Source organism: Vibrio sp. Y58_MX_L22, assembly GCF_024181865.1.
GTDB classification, from domain to species: Bacteria; Pseudomonadota; Gammaproteobacteria; order Enterobacterales; family Vibrionaceae; genus Vibrio; species Vibrio alginolyticus.
This window is the reverse complement of sequence record NZ_JAMZAN010000001.1, coordinates 561,464-576,938: the sequence shown is the minus strand read 5'-3', so window position 1 is coordinate 576,938 and position 15,475 is coordinate 561,464. Positions and strand designations below refer to the sequence as shown.

Sequence of the window (15,475 nt, the reverse complement as noted above, 5' to 3'; positions counted from 1 at the left end):
TAGGAGTTCATCAATGAAAAGGAAACACAACAAAACTGTACTGTGTGCGTTTGTCTCTGGTTCGGTATTTGGTGCGGTTTTGGTCATTGCGATGTCTTTACCAATGTAATCCTATTAATTGGCTGTTGGAACACTCACACTAATTCAGTACAAAACAGATTGAGTTCTGCGGTATGTGCTGTTAGTTTAAAAAACATGAAAATACACGTTCGCCCTTCATTAACAACCTTCTCTTGGTGGCGCTCTAAATAGAGCGGCGCGGAATACTTACATTCTTAAGCTGCTGGATGGTAGCTAAGAGTGTTTGATCTTTTTATCTCCAGTAGCGATCTATTAAATACTTGGAGACAAATATGAATACCCATAAAAACACATCTCAGCGTGAAATTATACTTACCGGAGATCGAGCAACAGGTCCATTACACCTAGGGCACTATATTGGTTCATTGAAACAACGAGTCAAATTGCAAACGGAGCACGAGCAAACAATCTTGGTCGCGGACATGCAAGGGTTGACGGATAACGCGCATAATCCATCAAAGGTATCCTCTAATATTCTCAATGTCGTTGCAGATTATTTGGCTGTTGGTATCAACCCCGCTCAAACTACGATCACGTTGCAGTCTCAAATTCCAGCGTTAGCCGAGTTGACAATGTATTACAGTAATCTAGTTTCTATCGCACGATTAGAGCGAAACCCTACGGTTAAAAATGAGATTCAGAGTAAAGGTTTTGAACGCTCTATTCCCGCAGGCTTTTTAACGTATCCAATTTCTCAAGCTGCTGATATTACGGGGTTTCATGCGACGCTAGTACCAGTGGGTGATGACCAACTGCCAATGTTAGAGCAAACTAATGAAATCGTGAGAAAAATAAACCATCTGGGTGGAAAAGAGGTTCTTAGAGAATGCCGTCCATTACTTAGCGATGCACCTCGTTTGCCGAGTACTGACGGTAAAAATAAGATGTCTAAAAGCATGGGGAACGCAATCAACTTAGGGGCCTCCGAAAAGGAGATTTCCGCGGCAGTGAAATCTATGTATACCGATCCCAATCATCTGAAAATTGAGGACCCTGGCCAAGTCGAAGGGAATATTGTATTCATCTACCTCGATGCTTTTCATCCTGATAAAAATTATGTCGAACAGCTAAAAGACCATTATCGACGAGGTGGGTTAGGTGATGGTTTGACCAAGAAAGTGTTAGAAGAATGCTTACAAGAGATGCTTCGCCCTATTCGAGAAAAGCGCGCTATGTATTTGAATGATAAAGCGCAGCTGATTGATATTTTAAAACAAGGTAGTGAGCGTTCTCGCGAGAAAACCGAAAAAGTGCTATTTGATGTGAAAGATGTATTTGGTTTAAATTTATTCTGAATTAAAAGTAGAGAGTTGAACATAAGGCACGACGGCTGGTTAGCAACGTGCCTTTTTAAGTTCCCAGTCAGTCAAAGCGCATTATTAAGAAGAAAAAAATTCACGACGAAAATCCGCGACTTCTTGTTGGTAATAGCTTTGCCATTCCGGTTCTGACAAATGTGAATGGCTAGAGGCTCTTTGCGTTCTTAGTTTGGACTCAAGTTGCTGTAATGCTTGTTGATAATCTTTGACTCGTTTTTTTTGCTCTGTAATTTGCTGCTGACGAGCATGAATGTTTTTACTTTCTTCTTTAGTTAAGTAAGTTCGTTCTAGCTCTGCGATGAGCGCCAAGCGATCTGGTAGGCTTATACTATTAGGAATCAGGGTGACCGCACGCTCATATTTTTCCTGGTCGCTTGTTAGCCCGATCGCACCTGCATGTTCTTGCCAGTCAATGGTGAGTTGCTTGAAAGCTCGCAAAAAGTTATCTGGGCTTTGAGTGTCCAGCTTTTGGGCTTCTAAGTTGAAATCGTACAGCGCGAACTCATCCGCGAAAACAACATCAGCCAATTCTCCCCAGATGCTTCTTGCTTCGTTCTTCAGCTGTGCAATACGCGACGCCAGTGATTGTTGCTCATCAAATAACAAATTTCCTACACTCTCTTGCCATTGGCTGCTGAGCTGAGGGTAGTTCGCCAAAAGCTGGAATCGAGCTGAAGATAAATGCGCCTCAAACAAGGCGACCTGCTCTTCACAACTACGGTTCAACATACACTCTTGCCAAAACGTCTCAAGTTGGGCGACAAGTTTCCTGCCTTTGAGTTGAGTTAATCGCTCAGTCGTTATTTGAACTGTGGAAGGGAGCTTAGTTGTTTGTGGTGAAGTATCCGTATCGGGCACGATGCTATTTGTTTGTGGTGATGTACTTGAGACACTCTTATTTTTTGTCTTAGGGGAAGGAGAGGAAGCGAGCTCTTCTTTTTGAACATCGTGATTGAAAGTTAAAAATATCATGCCCGCCATAATGGCGGACATGATTATCAAAGCGATTTTCTTCATGGCTTGATTGTTGCGCTTACTGGGAAATGGTCAGAAAGGTTGTAGTGTTTCCATAAACTCTCTGCGGTTGTGCGCGGCACGTCTACACGGTTGTCATTGAATGATTTCACCCCGTATTCACTACTCACCATAACATAGTCAAGGTATTCCACGTTTTCGCCACCTGATAACGCTTCACCTGCAAAGTTATTGATACGGGGATCAAAGGTTGACTCCGTGTAACCAGAGTAGTGAGGTTCGATGGCGCTTAAGTTAGCGATCATTTGTTGGTAGTCACCAGGGAACTTTCTTTTGTTTACGTTAAAGTCGCCGCTGTATACCACAGTTTCGCTTGAAGGAATTTTAAGAGATTGGGCGAGTGCGCGGATTTGTTTGAACTGGCGCTGACGATACTCACGGGCGGTGTCTGTATCGAAAGATGCGGTATGGGTAGCAAACACATGGTAAGCCTGACCACCTTTAATTATTTCCGCATAATTTACGCCTTTATCGGCAAAGCAGTCTGTACCAGAGCAATCGGGAAAGACATATTGCGCTTCGTTCACGATAGGGTAGCGACTAACTATGATTACGCCACCATCATGAATATTAACGCCTTCTTTATCTAACATCTTTGTTTGGTAAGGATATTCCTTGGCTAACTCACGTAAGAATGCTTCACGGCCGCTGGCAAACACCTCTTGCAGCGCCAAAACATCGTAACCTTTTACATGTTGAGGAATCAGTTCGTAACGATCTCCAATGTGCGATGCAATAGCCGTCAACGCCCAGATGTTATAAGTCATCAACTTAAGGTTTTGCTCTTCGTTGTCGACAGATTCCGCTACCTTGCTTGGCGTGATGGTGTAGTAAAGATCATCATATCGAGCGGTACTGTCTGACTTAAATGCCAGTTCGGTTTCTCTCGCACCAAAAGCGTTAGTGTTGGTACGATGAATATTACGATCATCTTTGAGAGATAACTCGACATCGGCAGCGGACAAGCCGTATTCAATGGTCGAATTGTACCAATGGCCTTCCATTATTTGATTGAGTGTTATGCTTTCACCTTCGGGGCTAGAAACCACAGTTTCAAAACGGTAAGTTTGATTTGATTTCACGCCCTCCCAGCGGTTGAAGCTTAATACAGATTTAGTTTCCCACGGACCAAGTACCTGCACATGTTGTTGCCATTCTTCTCCGTATTGAAGCAAATCGCTGCCTTCATGTTTTACTTGAATAGTTAACGGTTGAGCAGAGTTATTCGTTAGGTAAACGTCGGTATCTGCAATGCTGGGTAACGCTATCAAGCTACTTAATAAAAGGCTCCACTGCGAAAATTTCATCTTATTTTTCCATCATTTGAACTAGAGCAATCATTCTTGTTTATAAATGTTACTTGCACGTTAAATATGGATGACATCTAAGCCAGTGCTGAAAATTGTTATCAGAATGTGATCTTTATTCAATGGTGAGGGTGGAGGTATTGAGTGTCTGGCCGTTGAAGCGGTGGAAAATAATACCAACAGTCAACGAATTGCATTCACTGCAATCAAGCTGTCATCTTTGCTCTATAAGTTGTGCGGCGTCATTCATCTAGCCATATGGCTAGAACTCAAATTGATAGATGGAGCACCATGGCTAGAGCAGTAAATCCAACCGATGAAACCATCATTAAATTGTTACAAGAGCAAGGTCTGATTAGAAGTGAAGCAGAAGCGCGTTTAAAGAAAGAGGTGTACCGCTTGCAACCTAATGAGATAGCAAAAGTAAAAAATTATGCCCAGCATTTTGGGATAAATGCGAAAGAAAAGCTCATCGATGAGATCTTGGATCTGCGCCGAGAAGCGCTCATGAAAAGATGTAGACACAATACGGAGCATGCGAGCCTATCTCTAAAATAGCATGTGATAAAACTATCAATTACTGGTCAAGATTTGATCTCTCAAGCCGATGTATATAAGAGCGTTCAATGATATCGAGCGCAAAAAACAGTGTGTTTTAGAGGTTAAGCTTTCACTTAAGTGAGAGGTTTGGAAAGGCTGCGGGGAGAAAGTGCATGCGTATTAAAGACTTAAGTGTCGTAAAGAAAATATCGGTTAGTTATTTAACCGTTTTTGCCGTGTTTGGTTTAGTGTCAGTAATGTTGGTGCAAGGTTTGTTAACACTGAATAAAGACATCTCAGTGCTAACAGATAAAAGTTTACCTTCTGTTGCGATTTTGAAAGGTATCCAAGTTGATATTACTAAAGTGCGTAAAGATGAGTTCTCTTTATTGCCAAACGCAAATCACCCCAAAATTGGTGAGTGGTTAAAAGGCCTCGACCAATGGCGTTCTGATGTGCAGGCTGGTATTGCAGAATACGAAAAGCTCGACCTTAATAAGCGTGAAACGCAGTCCTTTAGCGTTTTTAAAGAAACTTGGAATCAATACATCAAAGAAACGAAGACTTACAACGTATTGCTAAGCCAAGGCGATGCTGAAAGTGCAAATGATGTAATTTTATCAAGTTTCGATACCTACTCAAAAGCGTTGAGCAGCTTGGATGATACCCTCGCGTTGAACGATGAGTTGGTGAATTTGATTGGCGAAGAAGTACAAAGTGAAGCGGCATTTACACAATACAGCGCTGCTGTTGGTGCGCTTGTGGTCGCATTGGTCATGGTAATGTCTGCCATGTTGCTTTCTCGAGTCATCTGCGGGCCTGTTGATCGAGCACTGGAATTCGCTTCCAAAATCGCCAAAGGTCAATTGAATAATCAAATCGACGAAAGCGAATTGAGCAAAGACGAGTTAGGAACGCTGCTCAAAGAGCTTGTCGGTATGCAAACAAACTTACATTCGTTGGTTTCTGAGATTAATGACTCAACGATTCAGCTAACGGCAGCAGTAGAGGAAGTGAGTGCTATTTCTTCTCAGACCGCTTCTGGTATGCAAAATCAACAAATTGAACTTAGCTCGGTGGCTTCTGCGATGACAGAAATGCAAGCTGCTGTAAGTGAAGTGGCACAAAATACCGAAGTTGGCGCAACCTCTGCTTATTCGGCTGCGGAAGTGGCAAAGCAAGGAACGGCGACGTTACAACAAACTATCGCAGTAATTGAGCGTGTATCACATACGATCCAAGAATCAGATGAACTGGCACGTGAGCTTGAATCGAGCTCAAACAATATCAATGTGGTCGTCGATGTGATCCGCGGGATTGCGGAGCAAACAAACTTGTTAGCACTGAACGCCGCAATTGAAGCCGCTCGGGCAGGTGAACAAGGACGTGGGTTTGCTGTTGTGGCAGATGAGGTTCGTTCTCTGGCGCAACGCACTCAAGACTCCACTTCACAAATTGTGGAAATTGTTAATCAACTACAAGAGAGCAGCAGTAAAATAGGGCATTCAAGCCGTGATTGTCAGGAGGGTATTTCTCAGTGTGTTGAGCAAGTTAATGATGCTGATAGCCAGATAAAAGAAATTGAACATTCTGTCGATAACATAGCGCAAATGAGCACACAAATCGCAACGGCGTGCAGTGAGCAGAATTCTGTATCCGAAGAGCTGAATCGCAGTGTGGAGCATATTAATAGTGCTTCAACAGAGATGGCTGAGGGAGCTTCACAAACGGCTGTGGCTTGTCAGCAGATTAGTAGCCTAGCGCACAACTTGAAAACTCGAATGGGTTCATTCCAGCTCTAGCTGTTGTGTTTCAGCTTTATTCCTAACCTCATTGCTACAATAAATAAGCCGGACGAAATGTCCGGCTTATTTATTCTCTGTCTATATAAGTTCAGAGTATGCTCAACCTTGGGAGAATATGCTCGCTAGGCTGGAATACCACTGTGAAACTTAAAATCTGTATCTGGCGTAGAAATTAAATCTGCCTCTATACGTCCAAAGTAGGCGATGCGCTCGCTGATATCTTTGCCTGCGATTTGCTCCGCTAATACAAGATAATCCTGGTAATGGCGTGCTTCTGAACGTAATAAAGAAATGTAGAACTTTGCGATATCGTCATCCATATGTGGTGCTAGTTTGGCAAAACGCTCACAAGATCGGGCTTCGATGTACGCACCAATGATGAGTTTATCGATCAGCGTTTCCGGCTCATGAGTCTTCATATGCGAAATCAGTCCTTTAGCATAGCGACTTGCTGGAATATTTTTATACTCAATTCCACGACTTTCCATGATCTCTAAAACTTGATAAAAGTGGTGTAACTCCTCTTTTATCAAAAGCACCATCTTATCGATCAAATCTTGGCTGTATGGTGAGTCGGACATAGCCATGATTGACTTAGAAATATTGCTCTTGCCTTTTAAAGTTTCCAATGAGCCTACGTTACGGTAAGCAAAATCTTCGTAGGGCTTAAACCAGTCAAGTAGAGCATGTGAACTGGATTGGTCAACGGCATACTTACGAATTAAAAACATGGCAGATTGGCCAGCTTTTAGTTCGCACAGTAGGTGGTCTAACAAAATGGTTTGAAGGTTCTCTGGTTTCTTTGCTTCCTCTACCCATTCATCAGGTGTACTGCATCGCAGAAATTGGTTAATGGGAGCAAGAAGATCTTGATAGGCGTCTAGATTCATCATTTTAGTTTTAGTACTTCACATTTTTATTGGGCATATCCGTTGTCTTGCGGATAGAAAAAAGGCTGCAATTGCAGCCTTTTTTGACCTGAAGTGAATGTTACCACTTTTTCTTCTCGCCGAAGAGAGCTTCCATGTCATTGTCACGCTCTTTGTCAGCAATCTGCTGCATTTCGGCATCGCTTTTATCTTGGCGCTTTTTATCTAAGTCACCTAACATCTCTTCAAGCTTTTGTTTCGCTTGAATAGAATAAGGATCGCTCTTAGTGCTCAAAGCATCGATACCTTTACGCAGCAGTTGAAGCGCGGTGCCTGGTTGGCCACGAGAGATAGAGTCGTTTGCTCTTTTGATGACATTTTCAATGTTGATGCGAATTTGCATCGTTTCCAAGCGCGCATTTTCGGTTACGTAAGTCTGGGTATCCAATCGGCCTTTGTTGTGCTCGTTACGGATAGTGTCGCGAAGTCGTTTAACCAGCTTAAGCATGACGATAGCTTGTTTGTCACTACTCGGCATCTTGAAAGTGGTACTCTCGCCAGTAGGGCCATTCTCTTTTAGCTGCGTAATCTGCTGCTTCATATTTTCGATACGTTGAGCAAGTTGCTTGTTCTTCGGGTCCAGCTCATGCATGCTCTCTAGCGCGTCAAGAATACGATTGTTTAGACACAGCAACAGCTCTTTACTAAAAGGGATATGGTGCGCATGACCAATCAACTCTTCAGTACCATCTATCAAGGCTACATATCGCGCTGATTCCTGCCTTTTTGCGGTTTCAACTTTAACCTTATATTGCAACATAATGTTATAGCCTAGGATTAACACCAGTAGGATGGCTACCAAAGCGATTATTAAACCAATATTCATATCTTTGCGTCTGCTTTACTTTTCTGCGGCTAGCGTTAAAGAATACATGAATCTTATCTTACTCGGCACCTTATTTGTTTGATTATTTTGTCTCTCCCACGTTTTAGTTACTGATAGAAGTCACATCATAGAAATTCGGTCATTTATTGGCTCAACTTTGTGCATATTGTTTCTTGCTTGAAGATTATTAGTATGTGATTGAGGTATAAGTTAGAAATTGCTGTTCATTTCGATTTGAACGCGTTATAACTAATTATTATATCGCTCGCTTGAGTGGCCAATAAACTCTCTCATGAATAAGTAAGGGATTACGATGAAACTGCAGCAGCTGAAGTATATTGTTGAGGTTGTAAACCATAATCTGAATGTATCTGCAACGGCGGAAAGCTTATATACCTCTCAGCCAGGTATCAGTAAACAGGTTCGGTTACTGGAAGATGAGTTAGGCATTCAGATTTTTGAACGTAGCGGTAAGCACTTAACGCAAGTGACGCCAGCTGGTGAAGAAATTGTACGTATCTCGCAAGAAATTCTCGCTCGTGTAGAAAGTATCAAAGCGGTGGCTGGAGAGCACACCCATCCAGAAATGGGGACGCTGAATATCACCACGACACATACGCAGGCTCGTTATGCACTGCCAGATGTCATCAAAGGTTTTACTTCTCGTTATCCAAAAGTGTCGTTACACATGCACCAAGGTACACCGTCACAAATGTCTGAGGCGATAGCTAAAGGCACAGCGAATTTTGCGATTGCGACAGAAGCGCTTCACTTATATCAAGATGCCATCATGCTGCCTTGTTATCACTGGAATCGTTCAATAGTTGTGCCTAAAGACCACCCACTAGCGAAGAAAGACAAAGTAACGATCAGTGATCTTGCCGCTTACCCATTAGTCACTTACGTGTTCGGTTTTACTGGCCGTTCAGAGCTGGATACAGCATTCAACCGCGAAGGTTTAACCCCGCGAGTGGTGTTCACTGCAACTGATGCAGACGTCATTAAAACTTACGTTCGTATGGGTATTGGTGTGGGTGTGATTGCAAGCATGGCTGTGGATGAAGAGCAGGACGGTGACTTGGTTGCAATAGATGCGAGCCATTTGTTTGGCGCGAGCACCACGAGCATCGGCTTCCGCCGTGGTACATTCTTACGCTCTTACATGTTCGATTTTATGGAGCGTTTTGCACCGCACTTAACGCGTCCAGTGGTTGAGCAGGCGATTTCGTTGAAGTCTAATGCAGAAATCGAAGAGATGTTTAAAGACATCGAGCTTCCGGTGAGATAACACTTCATTGATGTTTCGATTCCCTCTACAATGCGCTCGTTGTAGGGGGAGTTATGAAAACGCAATTTCAATTTATTAATGACTGCTTAATCGAAAACCAATCTTTGTGGCGATTCGAGCCTTTTAAAAGCAGCATTCACACATCATTACCTTGGCAGGAGCAACATCCTCGACTGTGCCAATGGCTAGCGTCTCTTACTCCCTCTCAAATCGAAGAATACAAAGCAGCACCAGAACTCGCGTTAAAAGCACTTAGTCCGTTTTTGCCTGAGCTTGAACAACTCGCAGAACTGACTCATTTAGAGCTTTTGTCGTTAAACGGCTTGGAACTCGCTCGTGGTTTAGATAACGGTATTCCGGGACGTAAGTTGGAGCAAATTAGCTCGATGGGTGAAGCTGCAATTCAACAACACTGTGGCGAAGAATGGCTAGAATGGTGCTCAGGTAAAGGTTACTTGGGGCGAATCCTGACAACGCAAACCGATCAGCCTGTAACCAGCTTTGAATACCAACAAGCACTGTGCGATTCGGGGCAACAAGCAGCCAATGAACATCATTGGAAGATGACGTTTATTCAAGGCGACGCGTTTGATAGCAAAGCGAAAGCCGTGTTTAAGCCAACGCAACACGCAGTAGCACTGCATGCATGCGGTGACCTTCACGTTCGTCTAATGCAGTACGGCAGTGAAAATGGGATTGCTGCGATGACCATATCACCTTGTTGTTACCACTTGATTCAGTCGGAACAATACCAGCCGATGTCGGAATCGGGCAGGGCTTCTTCTCTCTCATTGTCTAAGCAAGAACTGCGTATCCCATTACAACAAACGGTGACAGGAGGAGAGCGCGTGCGTCGTCATCGTCAGCAGGAAATGATGTTTCGTCTTGGGTTTGATTTGATCACGCGACAAGCTTTGGGAATGGCAGAGTATCAGCCTGTGCCGAGTATCCGTAAGTCGCAATTAAGTGATGGTTTTGAATCTTTATGTCGCTGGGCAGCGGAGCAAAAAGGCATTGTTCTTCCTCAAGAAATCGATTTCTCTCATTTTGAAAAGTTAAGCGAACAACGCTTCTGGCAAATGGAGAGAATGAGCTTAGTGCAACTTGTTTTTCAACGTCCGTTGGAGATCTGGCTCGCATTAGATAAAGTGCTTTATCTTGAAGAACGTGGTTACCGTGTTAGATTGTCAGAGTTTTGCCCTAAATCGGTCACGCCTAGAAATATTTTAATTTGTGCATATAAGATTTAGTTATTCTTTATAGCCAAACGCTCTATATGAAAAAGCCCACTTATGCGTGGGCTTTTGTAAACAAAACGTGACAAGTTATGTTTTATTTTGTCATTAATTGAACATAGCGATAGCTTGAGTAGGTTCAACGTATTCCAAGTCAAAGCTTTCTGCTACTTCTTTACACGTTACTTTTCCGTGAATAACGTTTAGACCTTCAAGGAAGCCTTTATCTTCTAGAAGTGCTTCGCGGTAGCCTTTATTTGCTAACTTCACGATGTATGGAAGTGTAGTGTTGTTGAGTGCAAATGTTGAAGTGCGAGCAACTGCGCCAGGCATATTTGCTACACAGTAGTGAACCACTTCATCAACGATGTAAGTTGGATCTGCGTGAGTTGTCGCGTGCGAAGTTTCGAAACAACCGCCTTGGTCAATTGCCACGTCAACCACTGCCGCACCAGGCTTCATCTTAGCAATGTGCTCTTTAGTGACCAGTTTAGGTGCTGCTGCGCCAGGAATTAGAACGGCACCGATAACAAGGTCCGCTTCTAGAACATGCTTCTCGATAGCGTCTTCAGTAGAATAAACCACTTTTGCGCGACCTTGGAATTCTTCGTCAAGCTTACGAAGTGTGTCTACGTTACGGTCTAGAATGGTGACGTCAGCGCGAAGGCCAACCGCCATACGAGCAGCGTTTGCACCAACAACGCCACCACCAACGATAACGACTTTTGCAGGTTCAACACCAGGTACGCCGCCTAGGAGCAGACCACGACCGCCGTGCGATTTTTCCAACGTTTGCGCGCCAGCTTGGATAGACATCCGACCTGCCACTTCTGACATTGGTGCTAACAGTGGCAAACGACCCATATTATCTGTTACAGTCTCATAGGCTATACAGACAGCTTTGCTCTTGATTAGCTCATCAGTTTGTGGAAAATCTGGTGCTAGGTGTAAATAAGTAAATAAAATTTGCCCTTCGCGGAGCATTGCTCTCTCTACTGCTTGGGGTTCTTTTACTTTTACAATCATGTCTGCTTGCGCAAATACGTCAGCAGCATGAGGGAGAATGGATGCGCCGACAGCGATGTAATCATCGTCTGAAAAACCAATGCCGGCACCTGCATTGGTCTCAACTAAAACTTGGTGACCATGTGAGATGAGTTCTCTCACGCTAGCTGGGATCATACCAACACGATATTCGTGATTCTTGATTTCCTTAGGTACGCCAATGATCATCCTGTATCCTCTTTCTATAATGGTTGTATTAACTGTTAGTAGGGTGTTATTGTCGAATTAATAACTAGTATAGTTATAGATTTGTAAAATTTGGCACCAAATATTAAAAAGTTGTAGTATATTTTTTTGCAAGGAAGTAATAAGGTGGAATAAAAAATGGCAGACAACTATAAAAAGCCGTCCAAGGAACTAGACCGTATCGACCGCAACATTCTTAATGAGCTGCAGAAAGACGGTCGTATTTCAAACGTTGAGCTTTCAAAACGTGTGGGACTTTCTCCAACGCCATGTTTGGAGCGTGTACGTCGCTTAGAGCGTCAGGGTTATATCACAGGGTATACTGCATTATTGAATCCGCAGTTCCTGGATGCATCACTATTAGTATTCGTTGAGATTACGCTAAACCGTGGTGCGCCGGATGTGTTTGAGCAGTTTAACTCAGCTGTTCAAAAGCTAGACGACATACAAGAGTGTCATCTTGTTTCAGGTGACTTTGACTATCTTCTTAAAACCCGTGTATCAGATATGGGTGCTTACCGCCGACTATTGGGCGATACGTTACTACGTCTACCTGGCGTAAATGACACTCGCACATACGTTGTTATGGAAGAAGTGAAACAATCTAACCAGCTTGTGATCAAAACTCGTTAATTTCTTGCAAAGAAAGCGGTATATGCTTCCGCTTTCGCCAGAGAGTAATTGGGTTTTTCTCCTTGATATGGTTAAATCAATTTACCGAGCGGCTTGATGCCGCTCGGAATGTTTTGCAATTTCCTATTTCATTTCCATATTCAAGTTGATTTATGTTCAAAGAGAACGCAAAGAAAGTCGAAACCATTATCAAAACCAGTGAAGAGCCCCAGTCTTCACGCTTAAATGGCTTCCAACGCTTAAAAGAGTGCTGCTTTATCGTTGGCGTTCTTAGCTCGGTATTGCTTGCGGTTGCACTATTTACCTTCAGTCCGGCCGATCCTTCTTGGTCCCAAACCGCATGGGGAGGGGATATCGATAATGCTGGTGGCCTTTTCGGCGCTTGGCTAGCCGATACTCTATTCTTCACATTTGGCTCTCTCGCTTACCCAATCCCTTTCTTGCTAGCGGCGGCTGCATGGGTGATTTGCCGTAAACGAGGAGAAGATGAGCCCATTGATTTCATGTTATGGGGTACAAGGCTGCTCGGTCTGGTCGTCCTTATTATGACCAGTTGCGGTCTTGCCGATATTAATTTTGATGACATTTGGTATTTTTCATCCGGAGGTGTGGTCGGGGATGTGTTGTCTAGCCTCGCTTTACCTACATTGAATGTACTCGGTACCACATTGGTACTGCTGTTCTTGTGGGGAGCGGGCTTTACGCTCTTCACTGGCATCTCATGGCTTAACATCGTGGAATGGCTTGGTGATCGTGCATTAGCACTAATTGCCGCGCTTGCAAATAAGGCAAGAGGTTCAGAGCAGGAAGTTTTAGAACCTCAGCTTGATGAGTTTGTAGAAGATAAAGTCTCTACGCCTAAACATAATGTAGATTATGAAATTGATGATGAGCCGCTTCCTCATTTAACGGCATACGACGTCGATGAACCGAAAGAATCGGCGCCAGCGCATGAGTATCCTATTTATATGCCGCAAGCGAAACCTGATAAGCCTGCGGAACAGGCGATGGTAGAACCGACGCCACCACAACGCAAGGCTACGGTTAATGCTGCGCCAGTTTATGCTGAACCTGAGCCTCAAACACAACCTATCCATACGGTTAACACTGATAACGTTGATCCGCTCTTGGAACGCACCAAGCAACTGAATGTTACGATAGAAGAGCTTGAAGCAGCGGCGCAACAAGCAGATGACTGGGGAACTGAAGAACAGGCAGCCCCATCATTTGCAGACACTTACTCTTCCTATGTAGAGCCACATACAGCTACAGAAGAACCGATCAGTGTTGAACCAGATTATGCGGAGTACGAACAATTTGAAGCAGAGCAAGTACAGCAGCCAAGTATTGAGCATCCTGTACATGAAGAGCCTGCAATTGATTCTGCTGTATTAGATAGCATCACGGCGCAAACAGAATCGAGCCAACATATTGAGCCTACGATCTCTGACTTTGATGTGTTAGATGATGAAGACGAAGTGGAGTCTCAGCCTGCACAGCAAGCACAGCCAACAACGCCTCATCAGCAAGCAGCAACACCTTCAACAACATTTGAACCTGCACCTCAAAAAGTGGAGGTAGAAGAGGTCCAAGACAACGACCAAGACGTTACCGCATTCCAAGATATGGTTTCCAATGCGCAAGCCAAAGTCGCTGCAACACAGAACCCATTTTTGGTACAGAAAGAAGAAAACTTGCCAGTTCCGGAAGAGCCACTCCCAACGCTCGAGTTGCTTTATCATCCAGAAAAACGTGAAAACTTTATCGACCGTGATGCGTTAGAGCAGGTCGCTCGATTGGTAGAGAGCAAACTCGCTGACTACAAAATCAAAGCCGATGTGGTTGGTATTTATCCTGGTCCAGTGATCACTCGTTTTGAGCTTGATTTGGCGCCGGGGGTGAAAGTAAGTCGTATTTCTGGTCTTTCAACTGACTTAGCGCGTGCATTGTCTGCGATGGCGGTACGTGTCGTGGAAGTAATCCCTGGCAAGCCTTACATCGGTTTGGAACTGCCAAACATGAGTCGTCAGACGGTCTATTTATCTGATGTCATCAGTAGCCCTCAGTTTGAGCAAGCAACGTCACCAACAACGGTTGTGTTAGGTCAAGACATTGCGGGCGAAGCTGTGGTGGCAGATCTTGCGAAGATGCCTCACGTGTTAGTAGCAGGTACAACAGGTTCTGGTAAGTCGGTGGGTGTGAACGTGATGATTTTGAGCATGCTGTATAAAGCAGGTCCAGAAGATGTACGCTTCATCATGATTGACCCGAAAATGCTAGAGCTTTCTATTTATGAAGGTATCCCTCATCTTCTTTCTGAAGTTGTGACTGATATGAAAGACGCATCAAATGCTCTGCGTTGGTGTGTGGGCGAGATGGAACGTCGTTACAAATTGATGTCGGCATTAGGTGTACGTAATGTGAAGGGCTTCAACGAAAAATTGAAGATGGCAGCAGAAGCGGGCCACCCAATCCATGACCCGTTCTGGCAAGAAGGCGACAGCATGGATACTGAACCGCCATTGCTAGAAAAGCTGCCTTACATCGTCGTTGTTGTTGACGAATTTGCTGACCTGATGATGGTGGTAGGTAAGAAAGTTGAAGAACTGATTGCTCGCTTGGCGCAAAAAGCGCGTGCGGCAGGTATTCACTTAATTCTTGCGACTCAGCGTCCATCGGTTGACGTTATTACCGGTCTAATTAAAGCGAACATTCCAACTCGTGTTGCGTTTACGGTATCGACTAAAACGGACTCTCGTACAATCCTAGATCAAGGCGGCGCAGAATCACTACTTGGTATGGGTGATATGTTGTATCTACCGCCGGGATCAAGTCATACAACTCGTGTTCACGGTGCATTTGCATCAGATGATGATGTTCATGCTGTTGTAAACAACTGGAAAGCGCGTGGTAAACCGAACTACATTGAAGAGATCATCAGTGGAGATCAAACTCCAGAAAGTCTATTGCCTGGTGAGCAAATGGAAGCGGATGAAGATGTAGACCCGCTCTTCGATCAAGTTGTTGAGCACGTGGTTCAATCACGTCGAGGTTCGGTTTCCGGTGTTCAGCGCCGATTTAAGATAGGTTACAACCGTGCCGCCCGTATTGTAGAGCAGCTTGAAGCGCAGGGCATCGTAAGTGCTCCGGGTCATAACGGTAACCGTGAAGTACTGGCACCTGCGCCACCAAAAGATTAATGAACTTGTTTTACTCACCTCAGTCC

At 44.1% G+C, this 15,475-nt stretch carries 12 protein-coding genes; 7 read left to right on the top strand and 5 right to left on the bottom strand.

Going from position 1 to position 15,475, the window contains the following annotated elements:
- Window positions 1–353: 353 nt before the first annotated feature.
- Window positions 354–1,376, top strand: a complete 1,023-nt coding sequence (gene trpS, locus NL626_RS02455) for a tryptophan--tRNA ligase (RefSeq protein WP_137281842.1) — start codon at window positions 354–356, stop codon at window positions 1,374–1,376.
- An 84-nt stretch (window positions 1,377–1,460) separates the two neighbouring features.
- Here the strand turns inward: trpS and NL626_RS02450 are convergent, their stop codons facing one another.
- Window positions 1,461–2,417 (bottom strand): ATP-dependent dsDNA exonuclease, encoded by a 957-nt coding sequence (locus NL626_RS02450; RefSeq protein ID WP_253656958.1) that lies wholly within the window; start codon window positions 2,415–2,417, stop codon window positions 1,461–1,463.
- On the bottom strand, window positions 2,414–3,742 hold the full coding sequence (locus tag NL626_RS02445; protein ID WP_253656957.1) for a sphingomyelin phosphodiesterase: 1,329 nt from the start codon (window positions 3,740–3,742) through the stop codon (window positions 2,414–2,416). The genes NL626_RS02450 and NL626_RS02445 overlap by 4 nt, the downstream gene beginning before the upstream one ends.
- A gap of 291 nt (window positions 3,743–4,033) precedes the next feature.
- Here NL626_RS02445 and NL626_RS02440 point away from each other — a divergent pair, with 291 nt between their 5' ends.
- Together NL626_RS02440 and NL626_RS02435 are read left to right on the top strand one after the other, a co-directional pair.
- Window positions 4,034–4,300, top strand: a complete 267-nt coding sequence (locus tag NL626_RS02440; RefSeq protein WP_017634954.1) for a hypothetical protein — start codon at window positions 4,034–4,036, stop codon at window positions 4,298–4,300.
- 155 nt (window positions 4,301–4,455) lie between these two features.
- Window positions 4,456–6,084, top strand: coding sequence for a methyl-accepting chemotaxis protein (locus NL626_RS02435; RefSeq protein ID WP_033905071.1), 1,629 nt, complete (start codon window positions 4,456–4,458; stop codon window positions 6,082–6,084).
- Window positions 6,085–6,209: 125 nt separating this feature from the next.
- Here NL626_RS02435 and NL626_RS02430 read toward each other — a convergent pair whose 3' ends face one another.
- Window positions 6,210–6,980 (bottom strand): tRNA isopentenyl-2-thiomethyl-A-37 hydroxylase MiaE, encoded by a 771-nt coding sequence (locus NL626_RS02430; protein ID WP_253656956.1) that lies wholly within the window; start codon window positions 6,978–6,980, stop codon window positions 6,210–6,212.
- A gap of 97 nt (window positions 6,981–7,077) precedes the next feature.
- Window positions 7,078–7,842, bottom strand: coding sequence for a hypothetical protein (locus NL626_RS02425; RefSeq protein ID WP_033905073.1), 765 nt, complete (start codon window positions 7,840–7,842; stop codon window positions 7,078–7,080).
- Between the two features lie 313 nt (window positions 7,843–8,155).
- Here NL626_RS02425 and cysB point away from each other — a divergent pair, with 313 nt between their 5' ends.
- A complete protein-coding gene (gene cysB, locus NL626_RS02420; RefSeq protein WP_005388967.1) occupies window positions 8,156–9,130 on the top strand; it encodes an HTH-type transcriptional regulator CysB in 975 nt (324 codons plus the stop codon).
- A gap of 53 nt (window positions 9,131–9,183) precedes the next feature.
- Window positions 9,184–10,380 (top strand): methyltransferase, encoded by a 1,197-nt coding sequence (locus NL626_RS02415; RefSeq protein ID WP_054702685.1) that lies wholly within the window; start codon window positions 9,184–9,186, stop codon window positions 10,378–10,380.
- A gap of 93 nt (window positions 10,381–10,473) precedes the next feature.
- Here NL626_RS02415 and ald read toward each other — a convergent pair whose 3' ends face one another.
- Window positions 10,474–11,598, bottom strand: a complete 1,125-nt coding sequence (gene ald / locus NL626_RS02410) for an alanine dehydrogenase (protein ID WP_253656955.1) — start codon at window positions 11,596–11,598, stop codon at window positions 10,474–10,476.
- A 156-nt stretch (window positions 11,599–11,754) separates the two neighbouring features.
- Here ald and lrp point away from each other — a divergent pair, with 156 nt between their 5' ends.
- Window positions 11,755–12,249, top strand: coding sequence for a leucine-responsive transcriptional regulator Lrp (gene lrp, locus NL626_RS02405; RefSeq protein WP_005378234.1), 495 nt, complete (start codon window positions 11,755–11,757; stop codon window positions 12,247–12,249).
- A gap of 152 nt (window positions 12,250–12,401) precedes the next feature.
- Window positions 12,402–15,449 (top strand): DNA translocase FtsK 4TM domain-containing protein, encoded by a 3,048-nt coding sequence (locus NL626_RS02400; protein WP_253656954.1) that lies wholly within the window; start codon window positions 12,402–12,404, stop codon window positions 15,447–15,449.
- Window positions 15,450–15,475 lie beyond the last annotated feature (26 nt).

What these genes read in the sequence shown, in the direction of transcription:
- trpS (WP_137281842.1), top strand. Translation starts at nt 354, where the DNA reads ATGAATACCCATAAAAACACATCTCAGCGTGAAATTATACTTACCGGA.
- NL626_RS02450 (WP_253656958.1), bottom strand. Translation starts at nt 2,417, where the DNA reads ATGAAGAAAATCGCTTTGATAATCATGTCCGCCATTATGGCGGGCATG.
- NL626_RS02445 (WP_253656957.1), bottom strand. Translation starts at nt 3,742, where the DNA reads ATGAAATTTTCGCAGTGGAGCCTTTTATTAAGTAGCTTGATAGCGTTA.
- NL626_RS02440 (WP_017634954.1), top strand. Translation starts at nt 4,034, where the DNA reads ATGGCTAGAGCAGTAAATCCAACCGATGAAACCATCATTAAATTGTTA.
- NL626_RS02435 (WP_033905071.1), top strand. Translation starts at nt 4,456, where the DNA reads ATGCGTATTAAAGACTTAAGTGTCGTAAAGAAAATATCGGTTAGTTAT.
- NL626_RS02430 (WP_253656956.1), bottom strand. Translation starts at nt 6,980, where the DNA reads ATGATGAATCTAGACGCCTATCAAGATCTTCTTGCTCCCATTAACCAA.
- NL626_RS02425 (WP_033905073.1), bottom strand. Translation starts at nt 7,842, where the DNA reads ATGAATATTGGTTTAATAATCGCTTTGGTAGCCATCCTACTGGTGTTA.
- cysB (WP_005388967.1), top strand. Translation starts at nt 8,156, where the DNA reads ATGAAACTGCAGCAGCTGAAGTATATTGTTGAGGTTGTAAACCATAAT.
- NL626_RS02415 (WP_054702685.1), top strand. Translation starts at nt 9,184, where the DNA reads ATGAAAACGCAATTTCAATTTATTAATGACTGCTTAATCGAAAACCAA.
- ald (WP_253656955.1), bottom strand. Translation starts at nt 11,598, where the DNA reads ATGATCATTGGCGTACCTAAGGAAATCAAGAATCACGAATATCGTGTT.
- lrp (WP_005378234.1), top strand. Translation starts at nt 11,755, where the DNA reads ATGGCAGACAACTATAAAAAGCCGTCCAAGGAACTAGACCGTATCGAC.
- NL626_RS02400 (WP_253656954.1), top strand. Translation starts at nt 12,402, where the DNA reads ATGTTCAAAGAGAACGCAAAGAAAGTCGAAACCATTATCAAAACCAGT.